Origin of the sequence: Flavobacterium sp. GSP27, from assembly GCF_003970395.1 — a bacterium.
Taxonomy (GTDB): Bacteria; Bacteroidota; Bacteroidia; order Flavobacteriales; family Flavobacteriaceae; genus Flavobacterium.
In genome coordinates this window covers 34,053-59,314 of record NZ_RYDP01000008.1, presented here as the reverse complement: position 1 = coordinate 59,314, position 25,262 = coordinate 34,053, and the positions used below count along the sequence as shown (strand labels likewise).

At 34.9% G+C, this 25,262-nt stretch carries 21 protein-coding genes; 6 read left to right on the top strand and 15 right to left on the bottom strand.

What is annotated here, in order from left to right:
- Positions 1-2: 2 nt before the first annotated feature.
- The 11 genes from EKM05_RS08780 to mraZ form a co-directional block, all read right to left on the bottom strand.
- On the bottom strand, positions 3-725 hold the full coding sequence (locus EKM05_RS08780) for a cell division protein FtsQ/DivIB (RefSeq protein WP_126554664.1): 723 nt from the start codon (positions 723-725) through the stop codon (positions 3-5).
- Positions 712-2,061: a UDP-N-acetylmuramate--L-alanine ligase gene (gene murC / locus EKM05_RS08775; RefSeq protein ID WP_126554663.1), complete on the bottom strand. Its 1,350-nt coding sequence runs from the start codon at positions 2,059-2,061 to the stop codon at positions 712-714. Before murC ends, EKM05_RS08780 begins: the two co-directional genes overlap by 14 nt.
- Positions 2,062-2,112: 51 nt before the next feature.
- Entirely contained in the window at positions 2,113-3,216 is a 1,104-nt protein-coding gene (murG, locus tag EKM05_RS08770; protein WP_126461729.1) for an undecaprenyldiphospho-muramoylpentapeptide beta-N-acetylglucosaminyltransferase, read from the bottom strand.
- Positions 3,217-3,257: 41 nt separating this feature from the next.
- Complete coding sequence (locus EKM05_RS08765) at positions 3,258-4,547, bottom strand: FtsW/RodA/SpoVE family cell cycle protein (RefSeq protein WP_126461726.1); 1,290 nt, start codon at positions 4,545-4,547, stop codon at positions 3,258-3,260.
- A 63-nt stretch (positions 4,548-4,610) separates the two neighbouring features.
- Positions 4,611-5,942, bottom strand: coding sequence for a UDP-N-acetylmuramoyl-L-alanine--D-glutamate ligase (murD, locus tag EKM05_RS08760; protein WP_126461723.1), 1,332 nt, complete (start codon positions 5,940-5,942; stop codon positions 4,611-4,613).
- 1 nt (position 5,943) lies between these two features.
- Positions 5,944-7,173 (bottom strand): phospho-N-acetylmuramoyl-pentapeptide-transferase, encoded by a 1,230-nt coding sequence (gene mraY / locus EKM05_RS08755; protein ID WP_126554661.1) that lies wholly within the window; start codon positions 7,171-7,173, stop codon positions 5,944-5,946.
- A gap of 98 nt (positions 7,174-7,271) precedes the next feature.
- A complete protein-coding gene (locus tag EKM05_RS08750) occupies positions 7,272-8,735 on the bottom strand; it encodes a UDP-N-acetylmuramoyl-L-alanyl-D-glutamate--2,6-diaminopimelate ligase (protein WP_126554659.1) in 1,464 nt (487 codons plus the stop codon).
- Entirely contained in the window at positions 8,732-10,735 is a 2,004-nt protein-coding gene (locus tag EKM05_RS08745; RefSeq protein ID WP_126461714.1) for a penicillin-binding protein 2, read from the bottom strand. Before EKM05_RS08745 ends, EKM05_RS08750 begins: the two co-directional genes overlap by 4 nt.
- Positions 10,726-11,073 carry an FtsL-like putative cell division protein gene (locus EKM05_RS08740; RefSeq protein ID WP_126452681.1) on the bottom strand — a complete coding sequence of 116 codons (348 nt, stop codon included), beginning with the start codon at positions 11,071-11,073 and terminating at the stop codon, positions 10,726-10,728. The genes EKM05_RS08745 and EKM05_RS08740 overlap by 10 nt, the downstream gene beginning before the upstream one ends.
- A 105-nt stretch (positions 11,074-11,178) precedes the next feature.
- Positions 11,179-12,087: a 16S rRNA (cytosine(1402)-N(4))-methyltransferase RsmH gene (rsmH, locus tag EKM05_RS08735; protein ID WP_197037212.1), complete on the bottom strand. Its 909-nt coding sequence runs from the start codon at positions 12,085-12,087 to the stop codon at positions 11,179-11,181.
- Positions 12,062-12,535 carry a division/cell wall cluster transcriptional repressor MraZ gene (gene mraZ / locus EKM05_RS08730; RefSeq protein ID WP_126554655.1) on the bottom strand — a complete coding sequence of 158 codons (474 nt, stop codon included), beginning with the start codon at positions 12,533-12,535 and terminating at the stop codon, positions 12,062-12,064. The genes rsmH and mraZ overlap by 26 nt, the downstream gene beginning before the upstream one ends.
- Before the next feature lie 378 nt (positions 12,536-12,913).
- Here mraZ and EKM05_RS08725 point away from each other — a divergent pair, with 378 nt between their 5' ends.
- A complete protein-coding gene (locus EKM05_RS08725; protein ID WP_126461705.1) occupies positions 12,914-13,693 on the top strand; it encodes an alpha/beta fold hydrolase in 780 nt (259 codons plus the stop codon).
- A 25-nt stretch (positions 13,694-13,718) separates the two neighbouring features.
- Positions 13,719-14,339 carry a ribosome biogenesis GTP-binding protein YihA/YsxC gene (gene yihA, locus EKM05_RS08720; RefSeq protein WP_126554653.1) on the top strand — a complete coding sequence of 207 codons (621 nt, stop codon included), beginning with the start codon at positions 13,719-13,721 and terminating at the stop codon, positions 14,337-14,339.
- A gap of 80 nt (positions 14,340-14,419) precedes the next feature.
- On the opposite strand, the gene gldC is transcribed toward yihA, so the two are convergent.
- The gene (gldC, locus tag EKM05_RS08715; protein WP_126554651.1) at positions 14,420-14,755 is read right to left on the bottom strand and encodes a gliding motility protein GldC; all 336 of its coding nucleotides are present in this window, start codon (positions 14,753-14,755) and stop codon (positions 14,420-14,422) included.
- Positions 14,755-15,711: a gliding motility lipoprotein GldB gene (gene gldB, locus EKM05_RS08710; protein WP_126554649.1), complete on the bottom strand. Its 957-nt coding sequence runs from the start codon at positions 15,709-15,711 to the stop codon at positions 14,755-14,757. The genes gldC and gldB overlap by 1 nt, the downstream gene beginning before the upstream one ends.
- Positions 15,712-15,811: 100 nt before the next feature.
- On the opposite strand from gldB, the gene nadE reads away from it, so the two are divergent.
- Both nadE and EKM05_RS08700 read left to right on the top strand, forming a co-directional pair.
- The gene (gene nadE / locus EKM05_RS08705; protein ID WP_126461696.1) at positions 15,812-16,615 is read left to right on the top strand and encodes an NAD(+) synthase; all 804 of its coding nucleotides are present in this window, start codon (positions 15,812-15,814) and stop codon (positions 16,613-16,615) included.
- A gap of 94 nt (positions 16,616-16,709) precedes the next feature.
- Positions 16,710-17,339 (top strand): response regulator transcription factor, encoded by a 630-nt coding sequence (locus EKM05_RS08700; RefSeq protein WP_126461693.1) that lies wholly within the window; start codon positions 16,710-16,712, stop codon positions 17,337-17,339.
- Between the two features lie 141 nt (positions 17,340-17,480).
- Here EKM05_RS08700 and dnaG read toward each other — a convergent pair whose 3' ends face one another.
- On the bottom strand, positions 17,481-19,463 hold the full coding sequence (dnaG, locus tag EKM05_RS08695) for a DNA primase (protein ID WP_126554647.1): 1,983 nt from the start codon (positions 19,461-19,463) through the stop codon (positions 17,481-17,483).
- Positions 19,464-19,807: 344 nt separating this feature from the next.
- On the opposite strand from dnaG, the gene EKM05_RS08690 reads away from it, so the two are divergent.
- Positions 19,808-23,359, top strand: a complete 3,552-nt coding sequence (locus EKM05_RS08690) for a PAS domain S-box protein (protein WP_126554645.1) — start codon at positions 19,808-19,810, stop codon at positions 23,357-23,359.
- A 71-nt stretch (positions 23,360-23,430) separates the two neighbouring features.
- Here the strand turns inward: EKM05_RS08690 and rsmG are convergent, their stop codons facing one another.
- On the bottom strand, positions 23,431-24,060 hold the full coding sequence (gene rsmG, locus EKM05_RS08685) for a 16S rRNA (guanine(527)-N(7))-methyltransferase RsmG (protein ID WP_126461679.1): 630 nt from the start codon (positions 24,058-24,060) through the stop codon (positions 23,431-23,433).
- A gap of 106 nt (positions 24,061-24,166) precedes the next feature.
- Between rsmG and EKM05_RS08680 the strand changes: the two genes are divergently transcribed.
- Positions 24,167-25,261, top strand: coding sequence for an acyl-CoA desaturase (locus EKM05_RS08680; RefSeq protein ID WP_126554643.1), 1,095 nt, complete (start codon positions 24,167-24,169; stop codon positions 25,259-25,261).
- The last annotated feature ends 1 nt before the right edge of the window (position 25,262 follow it).

Sequence of the window (25,262 nt, the reverse complement as noted above, 5' to 3'; positions counted from 1 at the left end):
TATTATTTAGTGCAAACTACTTGTTCCGTAAATCGGAGGTCAATTTTCTTATATTTATACAACGAACTGTCTAAAACCGCTTTTTGAAAAAAAGCTTTATAATTTTTAAATTTATGCGCTACATGTATCAATTTACCAAAATCTATTTGATAGTCAAAATTTCTGTTTAACATTTTTAAGCTTCCATTTGGCATAATTTGAACTCCAATGATGTTTTTTTTCAAAAAATCATCTTCATAAATCATGCGAAGTAAACTAGTTAAATCTTCGTTGTTGTTTTTATTTATTCTCCCTGAAACAAGCGGAACTCTTGCTGTAAAATTAGTTGATAACGGCATTCTATTCCCTTCGTAATCAATGTAAAAAGAACCTTTCTCACCAAAAACCCTGGCAATAGGATTTTTTTGTTTGACTACTGCTTTTAACACCCCGTCAATGGTTACAAATACGTGTGATTTTTCAATCATCGCATGTGCATCGAGAGTGGATTCCAACTTATTCAAATCTAAATTAACTTTTTGAATGCTTGATGCCTCTTTTTTATTTTCTATTAACAATTTATCAACCGTTTCTTGCCGCACAAAAGGAGCGTTATCCCCTACAAAAACAACGACAGATTTAGACAGTTTTCTATTTTTATTTCGATCTGATGTAAACGAAAAAAGAAAAATCACTACCACAACCATGAGCAATAATCTAATATTGGTCCAATTAAATACTTTCATGTATCGCTTTTTTTATGATTGGTACTAATTCTCCAATATCTCCTGCTCCAATTGTTACTATTACAGTAGCATTGCTTGCTAAAATTGTTGGAATTAAATCCTCTTTAGAAACTATTTTTTTATGGTTATTAGTCATTTTACTCATCAACCATTGTGCGTTAACACCCTCCATTGGCAATTCACGAGCCGGATAAATATCTAATAAAACAACCTCATCAAAGGCGGATAAACTTTTAGCAAAATCATCCACAAAATCTCTGGTTCTACTAAACAAATGAGGTTGAAAAACAGCCAATACTTTTTGATTTGGATACAATTCGCTGACTGCCTGATGCACGGCATTTATCTCTGTAGGATGATGCGCATAATCATCTATATATACTTTTCTATCCGTTTTTATTTGATACGAAAACCTTCTTTTTATTCCTTTGAATGATGCAATGCCTTTTGCAATGACATCGGTTGGGGTGCCGAATAAGTTAGCCATTGCAATAGCCATTAATGCATTCATTAAATTATGTCTTCCCGGTAAACCAAAATGTAAATCTCTAATTATTTCGGTAGGCGTTTGCACATCAAAAACGTAACTGCCGTTTCCTACTCTAACATTAAATGCCTTGTAAACAGCCGCTTCGTTTACTGCACAAGTGATGCCTTCTAATGGCAATTCTTTTGTTATGAAAAGATTGTTTTTATCTTCTATTTTAGAAGCAAATTCAATGAAAGAAGCTTCTATTGCTTCACTGGTTCCATAAATATCTAAATGATCCGCATCCATTGAGGTAATACATGCAATATTAGGATGCAAATGCAAAAAGGAACGGTCAAATTCATCCGCTTCAACTACAGTCACGGTTGAACCGCTTCCTATTAAATTTGAATTATAATTTTCGACTATTCCACCAATAAACGCGGTAACATCAGCACCACTTTCGTACAAAAGATGGCCTAAAATCCCTGATGTAGTTGTTTTACCATGTGTTCCGGCAACCGCAAAACAAAAGGTGTCTTTTGTAATTAACCCTAAAACTTCGGCTCTTTTTTTGATTTGGTAATTTCTTTCTACAAAAAAATTCCACTCAGAATGCGTCTTAGGAACAGCCGGAGTAATAATTACCAGTGTATTGTCTAGATAAAAATCTTTTGGAATCAAATCAATACTGTCTTCGAAATGAATTGAAATTCCACTTTCAATTAACTCCGTAGTAAGAACAGAAGGCGTTTTATCATAACCCGAAACTTGCTTTCCCAAATTGCGAAAATAACGAGCCAGATTACTCATCCCGATTCCTCCAATCCCTATAAAATAGACGTTATGTATTTGATTTAAGTTCATTTTTTTATGTCTAAAAGTCTTAAAGCCTTAAAGTTTTAAAGTCATTTGACTTTATGCCTTTCGGATTTGGACTAATTTAATTATTTCATCTACAATTTGTTTTGTTGCTTCTGGCAGAGCCAACTGTTTTATGTTTTCACTAAGTTCTTTCTGTTTTTCCGGATCATTGACCAAGGACTCAAAAACAACACTAAATTGTGTGTCCAGTTGATTTTCTTTAAGCAGAATTGCTCCATTTTTATCTACTACAGCTTGCGCATTTTTAGTTTGATGGTCCTCTGCAACATTAGGCGAAGGGATAAAAATCACCGGTTTACCAACAATGCATAATTCCGAAACAGAAGATGCTCCTGCCCGGGAAATCACAAAATCTGCTGCTGCATATACTAAATCCATCCGGTCAATAAAAGAATGAATTTGTATGTTTTCATTTTCTTGACAATATTTATACTCCTCAAAATACAATTTCCCACATTGCCAGATCACTTGTACATTATGGGCTGAAAAAGTTAGAATTTCTTTAGCAATCAACTGATTTACTCTTCTTGCACCTAGACTTCCTCCTAATACCAAAAGCGTTTTTTTATTGGGATCTAAATCAAAATAGCGAATTGCCTCCGCTCTTTTACTGTCAATATCAATTAAATCCTGACGCACAGGATTTCCAGTCAAAATCATTTTTTCTTTCGGAAAAAATCGCTGTAAATTCTCGTAAGCCACACAAATCTTGTTGGCTCTTTTGCTTAACAATTTATTGGTAATTCCTGGAAAGGAATTTTGTTCCTGAATCAGTGTTGGAATTCCGCAAAGCGCTGCTATCTGTAACAACGGTCCACTGGCAAAACCACCTGTTCCTATTACTACATCTGGTTTAAATTGTTTGATTATAGTACGTGATTTCAATAAACTACTAATCAGTTTTATTGGAAAAAGAGTGTTATCAAAGGTGAATCGTCTTTGTAATCCTGCAATCCATAACCCTATTATTTTGTAGCCTGCCTGAGGTACTTTTTGCATTTCCATTTTATCTTTGGCCCCTACAAAAAGGAAATCAGCGTCCGGAAAACGAGTTTTCAATTCATTAGCAATAGCAATTGCCGGATAGATATGCCCACCCGTTCCACCTCCACTTAATATGAATTTATACTGTTTCATTTTCAATCAATTACTGCGTTATTGTGTTTTTATAAAACAACTTATTTATTTAAAACTGCCTGCAATGGATTTTTCGCTTTATCTTCAATAGAATAGGATTCCTCAACCACTGTTTCTTCTTCTAGTTCCCTATCGATTAATTTCTGAAGTGCTTCTTCCCTTTTGGCTGCTTCTTTCAATTCTTGTACGATCTCTTCTTCTTTTTTGGTCACACTAATAATGATTCCAAGGGCAAAACACGTCATCCAGATAGAACTTCCTCCGCTGCTAATCAAGGGTAATGTTTGTCCAGTGACCGGCAATAATTCTACAGCAACAGCCATGTTGACCATGGCCTGGAATATCATTGGAAAACCCAAACCTATGACTACTAATTTCCCAAAGAGCGTGGTGGCTTTGTGTGAGGCAATAACAAATCGGAACAACAACAATAAGTATAGTGTAAGCACGCCTAAACCTCCAATGAGCCCATATTCTTCTACAATAATTGCAAAAATAAAATCAGAAGAAGATTGTGGCAAAAAGTTCTTTTGAATGCTTTTCCCCGGACCTAATCCGTATATTTTTCCGGATGCAATTGCAATTTTCGCTTTTTCAATTTGGTAATCGTCTTCCTCTGGTTTATCTGTGGTAAAACTTTCAATTCTGTTTCCCCAAGTTCCTACCCTACTAAAAAATTTCGAATCAGGGAACGCTTTTGAAAGCAGAATAAAAAAGGCCAGAAATACAATTCCTGAACCCAGAATGACTGCAATGTATTTGATAGGATATTTTCCAATAAAAACCAACATCAATACCATCGAAAAAATCAATGCCGTTGTTGAGAAATTAGCTGGCAAAATAAACATTAAGGTAATGAATACCGGCGTCCAAAGCTCCCAAATAGAAGACTTAAAAGTAATAGGGACTTCTCTGGTTTTAGACAAGTACCGCGCTACAAAAATAAACAACACTATTGAGGCCAATGTTGACGTTTGGAACGTGACCCCAATAAACGGAACCTGAATCCATCGACTGGCATTAGCGCCGGCAATAACTGTTCCTTTGATTAATGTGTAGGCCAATAAAACCCAAACAACGGGCAATCCTACTTTAGAAATAGCCCGAAAATAATGATACGGTACTTTATGAACCCAGTAAATAATTAAAAAACCAATACAAATATGAGCCAAATGTTTGACTAAATAGCCCAATGTATTTCCGGTTCCCCGACCAAGATAGGCCAAGTTACTACTCGCACTAAAAACAGGCATAAAGGAAAACAAAGCCAATAAAGCCACGAATGACCAAATTACTCTATCTCCTTTCAAATTGTTTATTAGTTGCTTCATTGTAAGTTTGGGTTTGAAGTATCATTGTGTTTAAAGTGTAAAGTTGTTCAACCTTACACTTTTCTATAAATTTCTAACGGCTAGTTTAAACTGATTTCCTCTGTCCTCATAATTTTCAAATAAATCAAAACTGGCACATGCCGGGGACAATAACACTACGTCTCCTTTTTCTGACACTCGTTGTGCCATTCTCACCGCATCATCCATACTGGACACTTCAATCATCATGTCAACCACATTCCCAAAAACATCAATTATCTTTTTATTATCCACACCAAGGCAGATAATCGCTTTAACTTTTTCACGCACTAAGGACATCAATTCATTGTAATCATTTCCTTTATCAACCCCGCCCACAATCCATACCGTAGGAGCATTCATACTGTCTAATGCAAAAAAAGTAGCGTTCACATTCGTTGCTTTAGAATCATTAATATACTGCACGTTTTGGATTTTAAAAACTTTTTCTAAACGGTGTTCTACTCCTTGAAAATTAGAAAGACTCTCCCGAATTGTAGCTTTTCTTATTTGCATTAATTTTGCCACAGAAGTTGCTGCCATTGCGTTTTTCATGTTATGTTTCCCTTCTAAAGCAATGTGTTCGGTGTCCATTGTAAACTCTTCCTGATTAATCTTTATTTCCATTTTGTTGTTTTGTATATAAGCTCCTTCGTTGAATGTTTTAGTCAATGAAAAAGGAATTAATTTCGCCTTTGTTGTGTGTGTTTTGAACCATTCATTGATGGCTTCGTCATCCGCATCGTAAATGAGGTAATCCTCCTGAGTCTGATTCATCGTAATCCTGAATTTTGCGTCAATATAATTTTCATATTTATAATTATATCGATCCAGATGATCCGGGCTTATATTGGTAATTATGGCAATATGCGGTTTGAAATTTTCAATCCCGTCCAGCTGAAAACTACTCAATTCAAGCACATACAAATCATATTTATTATCAGCAACTTGCCAGGCAAAACTCTTTCCTATATTGCCCCCCAATCCTACATTTAGCCCCGCTGCTTTTAGCAAATGATGTGTCAGCATTGTAGTGGTGGTCTTTCCGTTACTCCCAGTTATCCCTATAATGGTAGCCTCAGTGTAAGGAGCAGCAAACTCAATTTCAGAAATTACCGAGATTCCTTTCTCCTTTAATTTTTTTACAATTGGAGAATTATCCGAAATTCCGGGACTTTTCATCACCACATCAGCATTCAAAATCAATTCTTCCGTATGCAGCTGCTCTTCCCAGGTTATTTCATTAATAAGAAGAACCTCTTTGTAATTCTCTTTTATCTTTCCAAAATCAGACACAAAAACATCATATCCTTTTTTCTTACCCAGAATAGCAGTGCCAACACCGCTTTCGCCTCCACCTAAAATTACTAGCCTCATGTTATCTTAATTTTAAAGTAACGATTGACAAAATGGCCAGCATGATGGCAACAATCCAAAACCGGGTCACAATTTTACTTTCGTGATAGCCCTTTTTCTGATAATGGTGATGCAAAGGCGACATTAAAAATATTCTTCGGCCTTCGCCAAAGCGTTTCTTGGTATACTTGAAATAACTGACCTGAAGAATCACAGATAAATTTTCGACAAGAAAAATTCCGCACAATAAAGGAATCAGCATTTCTTTGCGGACTGCAATTGCCAGAACTGCAATAATTCCGCCTATTGTTAAACTTCCTGTATCACCCATAAAAACAGATGCCGGATACGAATTGTACCAAAGAAACCCGATTAACGATCCAACAAAAGCCGCAATAAAGACTGTCATTTCCCCTGAATTAGGGATATACATGATGTTCAGATAATTAGAGAAAATAATGTTTCCCGAAACAAACGTAAATATTCCCAGTGCCAATACTGAAATCGCGGATGTTCCTGCTGCCAAACCATCTATTCCATCAGTCAAATTAGCTCCATTAGAAACAGCGGTGATAATAAAAATAACAACCGGAATAAAAATCAACCAAGCCCATTTTTCATATCCTTCCCCAGTCCATGCTAATAGTTCCGCATAATCGAATTCATTATTTTTAAAAAAAGGAATCGTTGTTGCAGTTGATTTTTCTTCGAGCGGCGCTTGAAAAACTACATTTTCAGTAGAAGCCTTGAAAACATTGGCTTTACCAATATCCGTTCTCACTGTAACCCCGGCATGAAAATACAAGACGATTCCCACAATGAGACCTAAACCCACTTGACCAACAACCTTAAATATTCCTTTTAATCCTTGTTTGTCTCTTTTGAAAATTTTAATATAATCATCTATAAAACCAATAGTCCCCATCCAAAGCGTGGTAACAATCAATAACACAATGTAGATATTATGCAATTTTGCAAATAATAATACCGGTACCAGCGTAGCAAAAATAATGATTAATCCACCCATGGTCGGCGTCCCCGCTTTTTCGTTCTGACCAGCTAAACCAAGCTCTCGCACGGTTTCACCCACTTGCTGTCTTTGCAAAAAGCGAATTATAATTTTTCCGTAAATTGTTGATAACAACAACGAAAGCATCAATGCTAATGCAGATCTAAAAGTGATGTACTGAAAAACACCGGTTCCCGGAACGTCAAGTGTTTTGTCTAAATATTCAAATAAATAGTATAGCATATCTCTTTGTTTATTTGGTTTATCTTTTTTTGGTTATTTGGTTAATCGGTTATTTGGATATTCCCATAAACAAATAAACAGTTACTCCGGTTAAACTTTTATTTTCCCAGTTGGCCTAGTGTTTTTTTAACTATTTCCATGTCATCAAAATCAAGGCGAATTCCATTTATTTCCTGATACGTCTCATGCCCTTTTCCAGCAATTAAAATAATATCGTTGGGCTGTGCCAATTGACATGCGGTTTTTATGGCTTGCTTTCTATCGGTTATTGACAGCACTTTTTTATAGTTTTGAGCGGCTACACCGTGTTCCATTTCGGTGATAATCACTTCCGGATTTTCATTTCTTGGATTATCCGAAGTGAAAATTGCTGTATCACTCCATTCAGCGGCAATTCCGGCCATAATAGGGCGCTTGCTTTTGTCTCTATTACCACCGCACCCCACAACGGTGATCAACTGTTCATTTTTGGTGCGAATGTCATTGATGGTTTTTAGTACATTTTCTAAAGCATCCGGCGTATGGGCATAATCTACAATAGCGGTAATATTTGAAGCAGAAACAATAAATTGGAAACGTCCCGAAACACTTTCTAAATCCGACAATAAACGAAGTACTTCCAGACTTTCCATTCCTAATTCGACTGCCGCTCCATAAATAGCTACTAAATTATACGCATTAAATGTTCCTATCAGCTTAACCCAAACTTCATTTCCGTTTATTTTCAACAACAAACCGGACAATTGATTTTCCAGGATTTGCGCTTTATAATCCGCATACGATTTTAAGGCATACGTACATTTTTTGGCTGTTGTATTTTGTAACATTACTTGCCCATTTTTATCATCAATATTCGATAATGCGAAGGCAGTTTTAGGCAAATTATCAAAGAAGGCCTTTTTTACATCTCTGTATTCTGCAAACGTTGGATGATAATCCAAATGATCATGAGACAAATTAGTAAAAATACCCCCTCCAAAATGCAAGGCTTCGGTTCTTTTTTGGTGAATACCATGAGAACTGACTTCCATAAAACAATAGTCGACTCCATTTTTGACCATTTCATTCAAATAGTAATTTATAGTAATCGAATCCGGAGTCGTGTGTGTGGCTTTATATTCAATATCATCAACTAAAATTTTAACTGTTGAGAGCAATCCCACTTTAAACCCTGCCTTTTTAAACAATTGATACAACAAAGAAGCAATTGTGGTTTTCCCGTTTGTTCCTGTAATTCCAACCAATTTCAGGTTCTTAGAAGGATCCCCAAAATAATTAGAGGCCATAAATGCCAAGGCTGAATTCGTATCTTTTACCTGAACGTACGTAATTCCTTTTTCAATAATTTCCGGAAATGTGTCACAAATCACCGCAACTGCTCCTAATGCGATTGCTTTTCCTATAAAATCATGACCGTCTGATATTGACCCACGAATTGCTACAAAAACATCGTTAGACTCAATTTTTCTAGAATCGAAATCTATTTTGTTTACAGCAATATCCGTCGAACCCATTACGGCTTCAATGGCTACTTTGTATAATATGTCTTTTAGTATACTCATGATAATTCCAATAGTATCGTTGTGTTTTTTAGAATATTTTGACCTGCTTCAAGCGACTGTTTTTTCACTTTTCCAACTCCTACGACCTTTACTTTGACTCCCAAATTTCCTAATAAAGCAACAGCATCCATTCCTGGCATTCCTTTTACATTGGGTATAAACTGTTGTTTGTTCTGAGATTTCACAAAATAAGAATCATAATTATTTTCTTGTTTTGGTATCTTTCTATCTAAATTTTTAATTTCATTTGTCGAAGGGGCATCGGTAAATATTTTTTGTGCGATTCTCTTAAAAACGGGCCCAGCCACATCCGCACCGTAATAATTATTTAGCGCTGTACTTGGTTTATGCACCACAACTATACAAGAATACATTGGTTTGTCTGCCGGGAAGTAGCCCACAAAAGACGACGCATAATATTTTCCAGTTCCTCCAGCCTTTCCGTAATTCACCGCCGCTGTTCCTGTTTTTCCTGCCATCGAAAAATCTTTTGAATATAATTTAGAAGCCGTTCCTTTTTTGACAACATTTGCCAGAACTGCCCTTAATTTGGAAATAGTTTGTGGGGAACAAATTCTTGGATTCAAAACTTCTTTCTCATATTTTTTGATGGTTCTGTTCCATTCTTTTATTTCAGAAACAAATTGAGGCTTTACCATTTCCCCATCATTGGCAACCGCATTATAAAATGCCAGTGTCTGCATGGGAGTTATGTGGACTCCATATCCAAAAGCCATCCAAGGAAGCGAAATATTTGACCAGTTTTTATCGCCTGGCTGAGGGATATAAGGCACGCCCTCCCCTTTGATGGAGAGTCCTAAAGTTTTGTTTAATCCAAAATCATTAAGATGATTGACAAATTGCGACGGGTTATTTTTGTACGCTTCATACACCGCCTGAACCATGATGGTATTAGACGAAAGTTCAAAACCTCTTGCTAAAGAAATTTTTCCATAACCGCCTTTGTGGGAATCACGCACTTTTTTACCTGAATATACAACGACTCCTCCTTTGCTGTCATAAACAGAACTGGTATCCGCTTTTTTATCTTCCAGAAGTGCCATCAAATCCGCTAATTTATAGGTAGAACCCGGTTCATGAGACTCCGCTACTGCGTAATTAGTGGTTTCGTAGTACGTTCCGTCTTTTGCTCTTCCTAAATTAGAAATTGCTTTCACATGACCCGTTTTAGTTTCCATAACCACTACAGAACCATGATCTGCCTGATACAATTCCAACTGTTTAAGCAAAGCATGATGTGCGATATCCTGAATATAAACATCAATTGTTGATATCACATCATAGCCATCCTGAGGGTCTACTTCATTAACATCGCGTATGGGCTTCCACTGTCCCTTGGCTATTTTCTGTTTTAATATTTTACCGTCTTTACCATTTAGATAATTCCTAAAAGCCCATTCAATTCCTTTTCCATCCAGCGATTGCCCGTTTGATGTTCGCTCATACCCTACAGTACGTTCTGCAATTTTTCCAATAGGATGCTCTCTTATGGTTTCCTGTTCTACAATAATTCCTCCTTTATAAGCACCAAGATTAAATAAAGGAAACCCTTTGATTCTAACATATTCTGTATAACTTAAATCTCGGGCCACTAAATAATATCTGTTTTTATTGCCCCGGGCTTTTCTTAATTCATTTTCAAAATAATTTGCTGATTTCCCTAACAATAGAGCCAAAGAGTCTGATAATGGTTTCACATTCTTCTCAAATAATTCTGTTTTTGAAGCAAGTGCATCAAAGCGTATTTCATAATTTGGAATTGATGTAGCCAAAAGACTTCCATCAGCAGAATAAATATTCCCCTTATTGGCCGGAATAATAAAATTTTTAACGGTTCTTTGTTTGGCTAATTTTCTATAATAATCACCCTCTACCCATTGAATATTTGTTAATTTTACGGCTATCGCGATCGCCATCAGGAAAATTCCAAATGCGACCAGATAAATTCTGTAGGATATGTATTTATCTTCTACTGCCATAATTTTTTAAAGAAGCTTTTATCTTCCTCTTTTTTAACTTTTATTTTAATTGGCGGAACTGTTGAAGGAAAGATTTCTTTTTCTATCATTTTTTCAGAAACCGTTGATTCCATTTTTAATTTCATTAACTCAGACCGCCGATCTACAAATTCGGAACGCAACTCTTTAACCCGTCCGGTGAGCTCCGTAATTTTAAATACTTTTTGCTCAAATCGCTGAGTATTTGCAATCATAACAATAGCTAACAAAAGGATAAAAACAATGAACCGCCAGTTTTTGACAGCATCATCATCAATAAGAAACTTCGCTTTCAATATGCTATACACTCCGTTTTTCATTTGTCCTCTCCCCGACCCCCTCCAAAGGAGAGGGAGCCGAGATATTAAAAGTTAATATTTATTTTTCCTGTTTGGCTCCTCCCTTTTGGGGAGGCCGGGTGGGGATTATATTTTTTCAGCAATTCTTAATTTTGCACTTCGCGCTCTGTTATTTGCTTTTATTTCTTCGGCATTCGGAACTGTTAGTTTACCAATGGTTTTAAAAGGAACAGAAAAGTTACCAAAAAAATCTCTTTCCGGCTCTCCTTCGAACATTCCGTTTTTGATAAATCTTTTTACCAATCTATCTTCTAAGGAATGATAGGATATTACACTTAATCTCCCTGCTGGATTTAATATTTCCAGAGATTGCTCTAAAAACTCTTTCAAAACATCCATTTCCTGATTTACCTCAATTCGAATGGCCTGATATATTTGGGCTAATATTTTATTTCGAACTCTTTCCGGTAAATATCGCGCCAAAACGGCTTTCAACTCATCTGTTGTTTTGATTGGCTGCAGCTCTCTTGCCTCTACAATTGTTCTTGCCAAAACAGGAGCATTTTTCAATTCGCCATAATCCAAAAACACTCTTTTTAGATTTGCTTCATCATATTCATTGACCACTTTATAGGCATTCAAATCATTTTTTTGACTCATTCGCATATCCAGATCGGCATCAAAACGAGTCGAAAACCCTCTTTCCGGAACATCAAACTGATGCGATGAAACACCTAAATCTGCTAAGATACCATCCACACTTTTCACACCGTAAAAACGCAAGAACCGCTTTACAAAACGAAAATTCTCGTTAATCAGCGTAAATCTTTCGTCCGGCAAAGCATTTGCTAATGCATCTTCGTCCTGATCAAAAGCAAACAACTTTCCATCCGGCCCTAGCCTTTTCAAAATTTCTTTTGAATGACCGCCACCCCCAAAAGTGACATCAACATAAATGCCATCTGGCTTAATATTTAAACCATCTACTGATGCCTGAAGCAAAACCGGATTATGATATTCCATCGTCGTTGTCATTTATATTTCCCATTACTTCCTCTGCTAAATCTGCAAAATCAACATCTTCCCCATTTATTGATTTTTCATACCATTCTTTATTCCAAATTTCCACAATGTTTACGGCTGACGAAAACACTACCTCTTTTGTAATACTGGCAAAAACTACTAAATCTTTAGGTACCAATAATCGTCCTAATGCATCGATCTCAACCACTTTTACGCCTGCAGTAAACCTGCGGATGAAGTCATTGTTTTTCTTTACAAATCGATTGAGTTTATTGATTTTTTGCATCATTACATTCCACTCCTCCATGGGATATAACTCCAGACAGGGCTGAAAAACGGAACGCTTCAAAACAAATCCGTTTTGAAGTGAAGGTGCCAATTGCTTTTTCAAAGGCGCCGGCAACAGCACCCTTCCTTTAGCATCAACTTTACATTCATATGTTCCAATAATTGTATCCAAGAAAAAATATTAAATGATGTTGAGCAAAAATATAAAAAATATTACCACTATCTACCACTATACCCCACTTTGTTAATAAGTTTAACCACTTTCAAACAAAAACCCTTACTTTTTGGACAATCAGGCCATTAACCCATTCTGCTTAATTTGTAAGAAAGAGATCGTTATAGAAAAAAGACTGCCAAAACCAATGAAATTTGATTTTTTTAATGTAAAAATAAAAGGCATTTACATAGAAATTTGTTGCTAAATCCTAAAAAAAAACAACTAAATTTTATCTAAAGTGGGATAATTTTACAATTAAAAATTGTTCTAAAAATCCATTTTTATTTATTAAATCCTATATTTGTCAAAATTGAAAATCCGCATTTACAAAAAATGGAAAAACACTACAAAAAAGAAGGCAGATACAGCTATTATGAAGCTGGTGAAGGAACTCCAATCGTAATCTTACACGGACTTATGGGGGGACTTAGCAACTTTGATACCGTTGCCAGCTACTTTTCTACAAGAGGATATAAAATAATTATTCCAGATTTACCGATATATACTCAAAATATTTTAAAAACTAACGTGAAAAGTTTTGCAAAATATGTCAAGGATTTCATCACTTTTAAAGGATTAGATCGTGTTATCCTTTTAGGAAATTCACTTGGTGGCCATATTGCATTGTACCACACTAAAATGTATCCTGAAAAAGTAGCCGGTCTTGTAATAACCGGAAGTTCAGGTCTTTACGAAAGTGCCATGGGCGATAGCTACCCAAAAAGGGGGGACTATGAATACATTAAGAAAAAAGCAGAAGATGTATTTTATGATCCAAAAGTTGCGACTAAAGAACTTATAGACGAAGTGTACGAGTCTGTTAACGACCGCATGAAATTGATCAAAACACTGACTATTGCAAAAAGTGCCATTCGCCATAATATGGCAAAAGATTTACCTAAAATGCATGTTCAAACCTGTCTTATTTGGGGGAAAAATGACAAAGTCACCCCTCCAGATGTAGCAGAAGAGTTCAATAAATTATTACCTAATTCTACTTTATATTGGATCGATAACTGTGGTCATGCGGCCATGATGGAACATCCGGAGGAATTCAATCGCTTACTTGAGGAGTGGCTTACAAACACTCATTTATCCGTACACAAATCGTAAAAGGAGAATTTTATACCTAGCAAAAATGAAAATTAATACCGCCGAATTTGTTATTAGCAACTCTGATGTGGCAAAATGTCCAAAAGACTTTTTACCGGAATATGCTTTTATAGGTCGATCAAATGTAGGAAAATCCTCTTTGATAAATATGCTGACCAACCAAAAAAAATTAGCTAAAACATCCGGCAGACCAGGAAAAACCCAATTGATTAATCATTTTTTAATTAACAACAATTGGTTTCTTGTCGATCTACCCGGTTATGGATATGCTAAAGTTTCTAAAAAAACAAAATCTATTTTTCAAGAATTCATCACTGATTATTTTGAGACCAGAGAGCAACTTGTTTGTGCTTTTGTTTTGATTGATATTCGTCACGAAGCACAAACTATCGACATTGAATTCATGTCGTATATGGGTGAAAGCGAAATTCCTTTTTGTATAGTTTTCACGAAAGCGGACAAAATCAGCAAGGTAAAAATAGACTCTCACGTAGCCGCTTATAAAAAGAAAATGTTTGCGAATAACTGGGCCGAAATGCCGCATTACTTTGTCACATCAGCGACTGAATCTACCGGAAAAGAGGACGTATTAAATTACATTGAAGAAGTAAATCAGGAAGTTTTTAAAAACAACAGCCAGTTTTAGAAAACAATCTAAGAGCATTGCAATAAAATCCCAAAACTACACTTTAGTCTTGGGATTTTTTTGCAAAACAATACAAAAATTTACTTTGTGAGCTCCAATTTTTCAGCAAAATAATCGCAAAAATCTTTCATCGTATCCGCCATTTTTTCATCATCAGTAGCACGCTTGAAAGTTTCAGACATTGCCACTAAAGTCTGGTGAAAGAAAATTTTCATTTCATCTACCGGCATTTCCTTCGTCCACAAATCAATGCGCATACTTTCTTTTGCTTTGCTATCCCAAATAGACAACATTATTGCTTTGGCTTCCTCCAGCTCTACTCCGCCATCTTTAGCGGTCCACATTAATTTTTCCGGAACCTTATTTTCATCTAATTCAATTAGAAACTTAATTTCTGAGGTATGTGTATTTGCCATTACTTTTTAGGTTTGTATTTTGATTGTTTAAATATTTCTTTCGCATCTTTTTTTAACAGATCTGCAATACCTGCGTCCTTATTATTCATATAGGATCGCACTATTTGCCAACCGATCCAGGCACCAACCCGGCCTGGAGATTCATTGTCTATTTCCAGATAAAACTTAGAAAATGGTGCTGGATTTATAAATCGTGGAATTAACTTTTGATCATTACTGTAAAGTAATTCTTTCTCAATAAAATAACGCCACATGTAACTTTCATTTTCTTGACACCATACTAATTGCTCTGGCGTATACCCTATTTTTTCGGCTTCTGTATACTTTGGCAAAAGCAAGTCTTTTAAATACAATTGTTTTCCACAATAAATCATCTGACTCAGCAAATCCTTATCTAAAACAGGAGGAATTTTACGTGTTGAAAAACTCGAAACTACATCTGGTGCAATCTGTCTTTGTTCAAAATTTTGTTTTAAATAATTGGGAAACTGATAAAATTTATGGTCTTTCCCTAAATACAATTCAAGTGAGATAATAACCAGACTGTCTGCATAAATGGCTTTATTATTATAGTCCATCTCAGCAATTACGGTAATCACTTTTGGTATTTTTGTTTCAGGAAAATAGTATTTAATATGCTTAAGCACACCTTCTAATTCTTCTTTTACCGGTTCAATATCAGCATATTTTTTTTGTACTTCCGTATATAATTCTCTCCAGATTGGATCCTGCATTTTATTCAGCCAAACGCTGTTGTCATTTCCTGGAGGAAAAAAGAAAGGAAACTCATTTTTTATTTTCTCTAAGTCTTTTGGTGGCGTTTCAAAAAATATTTTATCAAATCGTTCTAATTTTACTTGTACAGGAATTGCAGCAATAGTATTCTCTACTTTACTTTTCTTATCACATGACAAAAAAAAGAGGCAAAAGACGAGGGACAACAGATCTATTTTCATAATTATTAATTAAATTTGTTACCACAGAATTTAAGGAAACCCATCTGCAACTAATTTAGTGTGCAAATATACATTCCTACTTTTTAAAACGTAAACTATTATGACTAAAAAAAGGGCACTACCCGTCGAAAAAATAAATACTCTTATTGTAAATTGGTTAAAAACATATGCTGAAAATGCTAAAGTGAACGGATTTGTTATTGGGATTTCAGGGGGAGTTGATTCAGCGGTAACCTCTACACTATGCGCCCAGACCGGACTGCAGGTTTTATGTATTGAAATGCCCATCCATCAAGCGCAAAGCCATGTAACAAGAGGCCGGGAACATATCGAACAATTAAAAAAAAGATTCCCTAACGTAACTAGCGTGGAAGCTGATTTGACATCTGTTTTTGAGAGTTTCAAAAAAATAGTGCCCGGTAATCATTCAGATATTTCTAAAGTAAACCTATCCCTGGCTAACACCCGAGCTCGCTTAAGAATGACCACATTGTATTATTTTGCAGGCATTCATTGTTTATTAGTTGCCGGAACGGGAAATAAAGTAGAGGATTTTGGCGTTGGTTTTTATACTAAATATGGCGATGGAGGTGTTGATTTAAGCCCTATTGCCGACTTAATGAAGTCAGAAGTCTATCTTTTAGGCAACTATTTAAAAATTCCAGATTCTATTTTGAAAGCACCGCCAACCGACGGATTATTTGGAGATGAAAGAACCGATGAAGATCAATTAGGCGCCAGCTATAATGAGCTAGAGTGGGCAATGGCAGAAGATCACGCTGGAAAATCAATCGAAAATTTTACCGGAAGAGACAAAATTGTTTTTGAAATCTACAAACGATTAAACACTAATAATCAACATAAAATGACCGCAATACCAGTTTGTTTTATCCCAAAAGATTAAAGAAATGATATTTTATATTGATTTACAATTAATTACAGAATTTATTTATTAATTTTACATTTCCAATAATAAATAATTCTAAAAAACTAAAATCATGATTAAAGTATGTATAGCCGACAATTACCCCGTTGTGCATTTTGGAGTAAAATCTTACTTTAAAGACAATGCCGAGATATCAATAGTAGCCAATGTTGGTAACTTTTTGATGGTACGGGATATACTTTTAACAAAAGACATTGATGTATTGATATTAGACTTGGAACTGGAAGGTCTTTCCAGTATTTTTGAAGTGAAAGCACTTTTGAAAAATTTTCCAAAAACTAAAATCATTATCTTCAGTGGTCTTTCAGAACAGATTTATGCGCCAAATGCCATTAAAGCCGGAGTATCTGGCTTTGTGCACAAATCTGAAAAACTAGAAACCTTAGGTCAGTCGATTGTTAAAGTCCACCAAGGAAAAATAATCATGAATGAGACTGTAAAGAAAAATTTAGCCTTAATTGCAAAACAAAGCAAGAGTGAAAGATTGTATCGTAAGCTTTCCAACCGGGAAGTGGAGGTTTTGCGTTATCTAAGTGATGGAAAGAAAAACCACGAGATCGCGACTATTCTTAAACTAAATGAAAAAACGATTAGTACGTACAAACTGCGATTGTTAACAAAACTAAATGTTACTAATCTAGTAGATTTAGTAAACAAAGCAAAAACGTTAGAAATCGTTTAGTACCATTGAGGCCTAACCACGTCTAGGCAATTTAAAAAAAAGAATGGATTACATGTGATTCATTACAATTAATAAAAGCGCTGTATCTCTGTATCAAATTTCAGAGATACAGCGCTTTTTGATTTATAGATTGTGTAGCCTTTAATGGTATCGTACCACAACTCGCCCTAATTTTTTTGAAAACTTACCTCGCAACTCGATATAACTCATTGCTAAAGACAATGACTCCATATTATCTGATTCCGGATCGTTAGAAACGGAGTTTTTCAACTCTTCAATAATCTCACTAAGCAGAAACCATCTTAAAGTAAGCAATGTGTCCGAAACATCCTGATTTAACATTTCTTCTTTACTTTTAGGGAAAATATTTTGACCAGTCCAATTGTGCAAAACATTTTTTTCCTCTTCCATTATAATATTAGTTACTTCATCAGGAACACCTGACTGGTAGTGATTTATATATTTATCAAGCCCAGAGTTCTCATTTTGCAAATAATAATCGATTAAATTTTTGTATATATCTCTAAATATAGGACTTGCAAATTCTACTTCATCATCTTGCAAACTCAAATATATTTTCTGAAAAACTTTTAATTCTTTTATTTCGGTAACGTCCACAATTTCTCCGTCGCTATTTGACTTTAATAAAACTTCTTCAAATTTTTCCGTCTTGTTACCATAAAGCAATAGGATTTCAATTATTTTACGTTCAAATCGATACAGTGAATCTACTTTGTCAGTCTGGACAGTATCGTCATTTTTAACATAGTCAAAGGCATTCTGCAATTGCTTTTGTTTGTGTTTTTTTTCAATTTCGATACCGTCTTTTTGGACTAATTGCGCCAAAGTGCTTAGTAAAACCTGCTCTGAAATATCCATTATTCTGGAACATTCCTGGATATAAATTTCTCGTTGAATCCTGTCCGGAATTTTCGAAATGCTGACGACCATGTCCCGTATAAGATCTGCTTTTTTGACGGGATCATTCTTCGCTTCATTCATCAAAAGAGAGGCTTTGAACTGAATAAAATCTTTTGCGTTATTCTCTAAGTATAAAACTAACGCTTCATAAGATGTTTTTTTTGCAAAACTGTCCGGATCTTCCCCATCAGGAAACGTACACACTTTTACATTCATTCCTTCCTCTAAAATTAGATCAATTCCACGCACAGAAGCCCGTAAACCTGCGGCATCACCATCAAAAAGCACTGTGATATTTTTTGTCAATCTGTTTATTAAACGGATTTGATCTGGTGTAAGCGCCGTGCCTGAGGAAGCAACCACATTTTCAATTCCGGATTGGTTGAACTGAATTACATCAGTATATCCTTCGACTAAATAACAATTATTTAATTTGGCTATTGATTGTTTGGCCTGAAAAATACCATACAGCACTTTACTTTTATGGTAAATTTCACTTTCCGGTGAATTCAAGTATTTTGCCGCTTTTTTATCGTTGGTAAGAATTCTGCCTCCAAAACCAAGTACTCGACCTGACATACTTTCTATAGGAAACATAACGCGACCTTTGAACCTGTCAAAAGGCCTGTCATCTCTGGGAATTGTGAGTCCGGTATTTTCTAGAAACTCTAATTTATAACCTTTCCCTAAGGCTTCTTTGGTAAAGGCATCCCAACTTTCAGGGGAATATCCCAAACTAAATTTCTTAATTGTATCCGCAGTAAATCCTCTTTCTTTAAAATAAGAATACCCTATTGCTTTGCCTTCTTCAGAATTGAACAGGGTGTTATGAAAATAACTTTTTGCAAACTCCGATACCAAATACATACTTTCCCGTACATCCGTAATGGCTTTTTCTTGATCCGTTTGCTCGGTTTCCTCAATTTCTATATTGTATTTTTTGGCTAAATACCGTATGGCTTCCGGGTAAGTGAAATGGGAGTGTTCCATTAAGAAAGCAACTGAATTCCCTCCTTTTCCAGAACTAAAATCTTTCCAGATTCCCTTTGCTGGGGAAACCATAAACGATGGAGAACGCTCTTCCGAAAAAGGACTAAGCCCTTTGAAGTTACTCCCTGCGCGTTTTAATTGCACAAAATCACCGATAACCTCCTCTACCCGAGCAGTTTCGAAAACAGTATCTATAGTAGCTTTTGTGATCAAATCTATTATTTTTTGAAATCCAAAGTTACAAAGTTTAACCTGAAAAATTATTGTTAGCACAAATAAAATCAACTCCTAGTTAAACTCATAAATCATTCCATTTGATAATTTAAGAAGTTATTAATGTTTTACAAATCAAAGAAACGCGCTAAATCATCATTTTAAATCAGTTAAAAAAGTTATTAGTTTTTAACATTCTTTTATATTTAATAAATTAGACGTTATTTTGTAATTGATTCCCCCCCAATCTACATCACAACTTATTGATAAAGAAACAATTACTTTAAAAAACCTATATCTATGATGCAAAATAATTATTAATTAATCAATTACACCAAGAACCTATGCCTGTATTTGACAAGAAAAAAATAAGCGAATTATTTGAAAACAGAACTATTCAAGAGGAATTCAATACGGTTTTATTATTTGCATCCGAGGTATGCGAGATGCCTCTTGCATTTATTTCATTAACAGACTCTATTAGTCCCATAATAGTTACAAAAATAGGTTTTGATTATATTCCCATCTCTCCTACTATTATTGCACTTAATGAGAATACCATCCAGCAAAATAAAATCAAAATTATCTCAGACATTAATAAAGACATTGATGCTCCTCCCGAAAATTTAAATTTAATAGCTTTTTTTGCGGGTTTCCCTATATGTTTTAATGAAAATCTAGTCATTGGAACTCTTTGTATTATGGATACTAGCCCTAGAGAGCTTTCTGTAATGCAGTTAAAACACCTAAAATATACTGTGCTACAAATCCAATCTTTATTAAAATTACATATTGAAAACCAGAGCTTACAAAAAACAATCAAAGAACAGGACACTCAATTTCAATTATTTATTGACAATTCAAAAGAAATTACTTACGAGCTTAACCTAGAAGGAATAATCACCTATGCTTCAGACAACTGGACTAAATACCTAGGCTATGAGAATAAAGATATTTTAGACAAAAGCAATACTTTTTTTTTACATCCTGACGATTTAGAAAATTGCAAAACTTATTTAAGTGAAGCAATTGAAACCGGAAAAAATGAAGGTGAATTTACCTATAGAATTCTTCATCAGGAAGGTTATTATGTTTGGCATTCCACACGTTTAAAATTATCTCAAAAAAATGGTCTGCCAATTTTTATAGGAAACTGTAGAGACATTACGGAGTATATTGAAATTCAACAAAAGCTAGTATTACAAAAAGAATTTTATGAAAAAATATTGGACAGGCTCCCAACGGATGTCGCCGTTTTTGACAGCAGTCATACCTACACGTATTTAAATCCAGCCGCTATAAAAAAAGAGAAGCTACGAAAATTCATTATAGGAAAAAACGATTTTGAATATGCAAAACATACTGGCAGAGATGATGCCTTTGCAAAAACAAGACGCATCCATTTTCTAGAAGCCATAGAATCCAGGAATACAATTGAGTGGGAGGATACTATAGAACATCTTGATGGCACAAAAACCTATCATACCCGAAAACTAACTCCTGTTTTTCATGAAGATGAAACCCTAGAAATGATGGTAGGATTTGGTGTAGATATCACTGAAAGTAAAAAAACCCAGCAAGAAATTATTAAAAGCAGACAGCTTACTAAAAGTATAATCTACAATATAGCTGTGGGAATTATAGTCCAAGGCCCTGACTCAGAAATATTAGAAAACAACAAAGCAGCCTGCGAAATGCTAGGACTCACAGAAGACCAATTACTTGGAAAAACATCCTACGACGAGCACTGGAAGACAATTCATCTTGACGGTACTTTATTTAAAGCGGAGGATCATGCAGTCCCTCAAGCAATCCAGACACTAAAACCAATAAACAATGTCATTATGGGAGTCTATAATCCCACACTTAAAAATTTAGTATGGTTGTTGGTTGATGCCGTACCCGTACTTGGAAAACACAATGAATTACTTTTCGTAATATGTTCCTTTATTGACATATCGGCACAGAAAAAAGCAGAAGATGCTTTAAAAGAAAGTAACGAGCGCTTTTCTTATTTTAGCAAGGCTACTTTTGATGCCATTTGGGATTGGGATTTGACCACTGACAAAATTTATGTCGGAGATGGCTTTAAAACGCTTTTTGGTTATACATTTAAGAAAAATGTACTAGCAGCTAGTTTGCTTAATAATTTTTTACATCCGGATGAGAAAAAAGCTGTTTTTGAAAGTCTAGATGTGGCTGTTAAAAGTCAAAATAATGTGTGGTCCCATGAGTATCGTTATAAAAAAACAGATACTTCCTATGGATTCGTAAATGACAAGGCCATAATCATTCGAAACAATGAAGGTAAAGCCATACGGATGATTGGTGCAATGCAAGAGATCACTAAGGAGAAGATACTCAAAGATGAATTACAACAAAGCCAAGAACAGTTTAAAGATGCTTTTGAATATTCGGCAGCAGGAATGGCGTTAATAGACATTGATGATAATTTTGTAGAAGTCAATGAAAAACTTTGTGAAATATTAGGCTATTCTAAAAAGGAATTTGCGTCCTTAACCTCTCAAGAAATAACTTATCCAAAAGATTTAAAAAATGATTTTATTTTGAAAGAGCAATTAAATTCCGGAAAAATCTCTAATTTCAATTTAGAAAAAAGATTTATTCATAAAAATAAATCTGTCATTTGGATGTATATATCTGCTTCAATAATTAAAAGCAGTCGAAACAAAACGAAGCGTCATATTTTCCAGATGATCAATATAACAGATCGGAAAAGGATTGAAAAACAAAACAAAATATTATCCGAAGAAAATAACAGGATCAAAACCATTCAGCTCAACAAAGCTAAAAATTTATACCGTCTTTTAGCTGATAACACCGTTGATTTAGTTTGCTTGCATAATACAGACACCTCTTTCAAATACGTTTCTCCTTCTATTGAAAAACTATTAGGATACACCCCACAATCTTTAATAGGGAAATTTCCTGTAGATTATGCCCATCCTGACGATATTGAGGAACTTCAAAGTCACATCATAGGCTTTCTAACAGAAATGGAAGACATAGCAATTCAGATCCGATTTAGAAACATAAGCGGCGATTATATTTGGTTTGAAATTAAGGCCAATTTAGTTAAAGAAAATGGTGTTACAATTAGCTTTCATTCCTCAAACAGAGAAATTACCACCCAAAAAGAAGCCGAAGAAAAAATTGAAAAAGCATTACTGAAAGAACGCGATTTAAATGATCTTCGCACGAATTTAGTATCCACAATTTCACATGAGTTCAGAACGCCTATGACAACCATCAGAACTAGTGCTGAACTAATAAGTCTTTACTTAGAACATGAAAAAATAGAAAATGCTCCCCGTTTGCAAAAAAGAATTGATTGTATTATTGAAGAAATTGATCGCATTGTTCAATTGATGAATGCCGTGCTAACGATCTCAAAAGAGGACTCCGGAAAAACGAATTTCGATCCTACCGAATTTGATTTAAAACAAATTTGCCTAGATGTGATCGAAATAAGTTATCCCGATCAATTAATTGGAAGAAAAGTTCAAACCTCCATCAAAGGCGATAATTTTCGAGTTATGGCAGATCAAAAACTGATGGAATATACTATTTTCAACTTATTAAACAATGCCTTTAAATATTCAGAAGGCTTTGGTGATATTGAGCTAAATTTATGTGTCATCGAAAAAACTATTTGTTTAGAGATTATTGATTTAGGTATTGGAATTCCAGCCGAAGATCAACCAAAATTATTCAATACTTTTTTTAGGGCCAGTAATACCGATGGAATCCAAGGAACTGGATTAGGCCTCTATATCGTAAAAACATTTACAGAAAAAAACTCAGGAACAATTCAACTTGAAAGTAAATTAGGAAAAGGAACTAAGGTAACCCTTGAATTTCCAGTACACAATTAGAAGGAATCTCAACCAGAAGAGATTCCTATTTCCTGAAAAAAAGCCGTTTGAGACAAAATTATTCTATGTTTCTAAACCACAAACTTCAACGGCACGTGGACTACTTTCTTTGTTTCAAAGAATTCATCTTCAAAAAAATCAGCTAAATTATATTCCGTCGCTTTAGGAAAATCTTTTAATTCTTCAGTTAAATCGCCTCCTTTTAAGTACAAAATTCCGTTTTTCAATTCGTGTTTGTTGTTCTTTTTGATTTTGGTTTTCACCCAAGAAACAAAATCCGGCATATTGGTCACGGCACGACTCACAATAAAATCAAAATCTCCTTTTACATTCTCTGCTCGCATTTGCTCAGCTTTAACATTTTTTAATTCCAATCCCTCGGCAACAGCCTGAACCACTTTTATTTTTTTTGCAATAATATCTATCAAATAAAAACGCGTTTCCGGAAAAAGAATCGCCAATGGAATTCCAGGGAATCCACCTCCTGTTCCCACATCAAGGACATACGTTCCCGGTTCAAATTGTATGATTTTGGCAATCCCCAACGAATGCAAGATATGTTTGGTGTATAAGGCATCAATATCTTTTCTGGAAATAACATTTATTTTTTCGTTCCAATCATGGTATAAAAAATCCAATTTTTCAAACTGTTCTTTTTGAATATCCGTTAAATTAGGAAAATGCTTCAGAATCTCATTCATCTTTTAATTTTTTAACAAAAGTAATACTTTAGAGTTAAAATATTTATCTCAATTTTGTATATCCAAAAATTTATAATAATTACCTTTGACCTTTATTGATTTTTTTATGACAGATACGCTACCAACATTTGCAAAACAAGATAGCCTGAAATTTTTCAGAACACTTAACTCACGGGTAAATACTTACTTTAAAGAAAACAACATCCAAAAGACTGGAAACTGGAAACTTTATTTAAAAACTATCATTTTGATTACGGTTTTCCTAGCGCCTTATTTTTTAATTCTGACATTAGGTATGCCTTTTTGGGCACATCTTCTATTAACAATTGTTATGGGAATTGGAATGGCTGGAGTGGGAATGAATGTCATGCATGATGGAAATCATGGCTCCTATTCCAATAAACACTGGGTCAATAAATTTATGGGAGGAACTATTTATGTTCTGGCAGGAAATGTCTACAACTGGCAAGTTCAACATAATGTTTTGCACCATACGTACACAAACATTCCAGGTCACGATGAGGATTTAGATGCCGGACGTGTGATTCGTTTTACAAAAGAAGCAACATGGTATAATTTTCACCGTTTTCAGCAATATTATTCGGTATTTTTATATGGATTATTAACGTTCAACTGGGCTATTACAACTGATTTCAAGCAGATGAAAAGCTATTTAAAGCGAAAATTATCTTACGGAGAAGCAAAAAGCCCAAAAATACTTTGGACCACTTTAATTATCACGAAAGTAATTTACGTTTCTATTTGGATCGTGTTACCAATCGTTATTGGAATCACATGGTGGAAAGTTCTTATTGGATTCTTCCTCATGCATTATACCGCAGGACTCATATTAAGTGTTGTATTCCAATTAGCACACGTTGTCGAAGAAACGACCAATCCTTCTCCTAATGAATTAGGAGAAATGGATAACACTTGGGCGATTCACCAATTGTTTACCACCACCAATTTTGCACCAAAAAATGCCATTGTCAACTGGTACACCGGTGGATTAAACCACCAAATAGAGCACCATATTTTCCCAAATATCAGTCACGTGCATTATGGGAAAATTGCGAGTATCGTAAAGCAAACCGCCCAAGAATGCAACTTGCCGTATTACGAATACAAAACGATGCGAAGTGCTGTTATTGCTCATTTTAAGCATTTGAAAGAATTGGGAATGAAACCAGAACTTACATAAT

What these genes read in the sequence shown, in the direction of transcription:
- EKM05_RS08780 (WP_126554664.1), bottom strand. Translation starts at nt 725, where the DNA reads ATGAAAGTATTTAATTGGACCAATATTAGATTATTGCTCATGGTTGTG.
- murC (WP_126554663.1), bottom strand. Translation starts at nt 2,061, where the DNA reads ATGAACTTAAATCAAATACATAACGTCTATTTTATAGGGATTGGAGGA.
- murG (WP_126461729.1), bottom strand. Translation starts at nt 3,216, where the DNA reads ATGAAACAGTATAAATTCATATTAAGTGGAGGTGGAACGGGTGGGCAT.
- EKM05_RS08765 (WP_126461726.1), bottom strand. Translation starts at nt 4,547, where the DNA reads ATGAAGCAACTAATAAACAATTTGAAAGGAGATAGAGTAATTTGGTCA.
- murD (WP_126461723.1), bottom strand. Translation starts at nt 5,942, where the DNA reads ATGAGGCTAGTAATTTTAGGTGGAGGCGAAAGCGGTGTTGGCACTGCT.
- mraY (WP_126554661.1), bottom strand. Translation starts at nt 7,173, where the DNA reads ATGCTATACTATTTATTTGAATATTTAGACAAAACACTTGACGTTCCG.
- EKM05_RS08750 (WP_126554659.1), bottom strand. Translation starts at nt 8,735, where the DNA reads ATGAGTATACTAAAAGACATATTATACAAAGTAGCCATTGAAGCCGTA.
- EKM05_RS08745 (WP_126461714.1), bottom strand. Translation starts at nt 10,735, where the DNA reads ATGGCAGTAGAAGATAAATACATATCCTACAGAATTTATCTGGTCGCA.
- EKM05_RS08740 (WP_126452681.1), bottom strand. Translation starts at nt 11,073, where the DNA reads ATGAAAAACGGAGTGTATAGCATATTGAAAGCGAAGTTTCTTATTGAT.
- rsmH (WP_197037212.1), bottom strand. Translation starts at nt 12,087, where the DNA reads ATGACAACGACGATGGAATATCATAATCCGGTTTTGCTTCAGGCATCA.
- EKM05_RS08725 (WP_126461705.1), top strand. Translation starts at nt 12,914, where the DNA reads ATGGAAAAACACTACAAAAAAGAAGGCAGATACAGCTATTATGAAGCT.
- yihA (WP_126554653.1), top strand. Translation starts at nt 13,719, where the DNA reads ATGAAAATTAATACCGCCGAATTTGTTATTAGCAACTCTGATGTGGCA.
- gldC (WP_126554651.1), bottom strand. Translation starts at nt 14,755, where the DNA reads ATGGCAAATACACATACCTCAGAAATTAAGTTTCTAATTGAATTAGAT.
- gldB (WP_126554649.1), bottom strand. Translation starts at nt 15,711, where the DNA reads ATGAAAATAGATCTGTTGTCCCTCGTCTTTTGCCTCTTTTTTTTGTCA.
- nadE (WP_126461696.1), top strand. Translation starts at nt 15,812, where the DNA reads ATGACTAAAAAAAGGGCACTACCCGTCGAAAAAATAAATACTCTTATT.
- EKM05_RS08700 (WP_126461693.1), top strand. Translation starts at nt 16,710, where the DNA reads ATGATTAAAGTATGTATAGCCGACAATTACCCCGTTGTGCATTTTGGA.
- EKM05_RS08690 (WP_126554645.1), top strand. Translation starts at nt 19,808, where the DNA reads ATGCCTGTATTTGACAAGAAAAAAATAAGCGAATTATTTGAAAACAGA.
- rsmG (WP_126461679.1), bottom strand. Translation starts at nt 24,060, where the DNA reads ATGAATGAGATTCTGAAGCATTTTCCTAATTTAACGGATATTCAAAAA.
- EKM05_RS08680 (WP_126554643.1), top strand. Translation starts at nt 24,167, where the DNA reads ATGACAGATACGCTACCAACATTTGCAAAACAAGATAGCCTGAAATTT.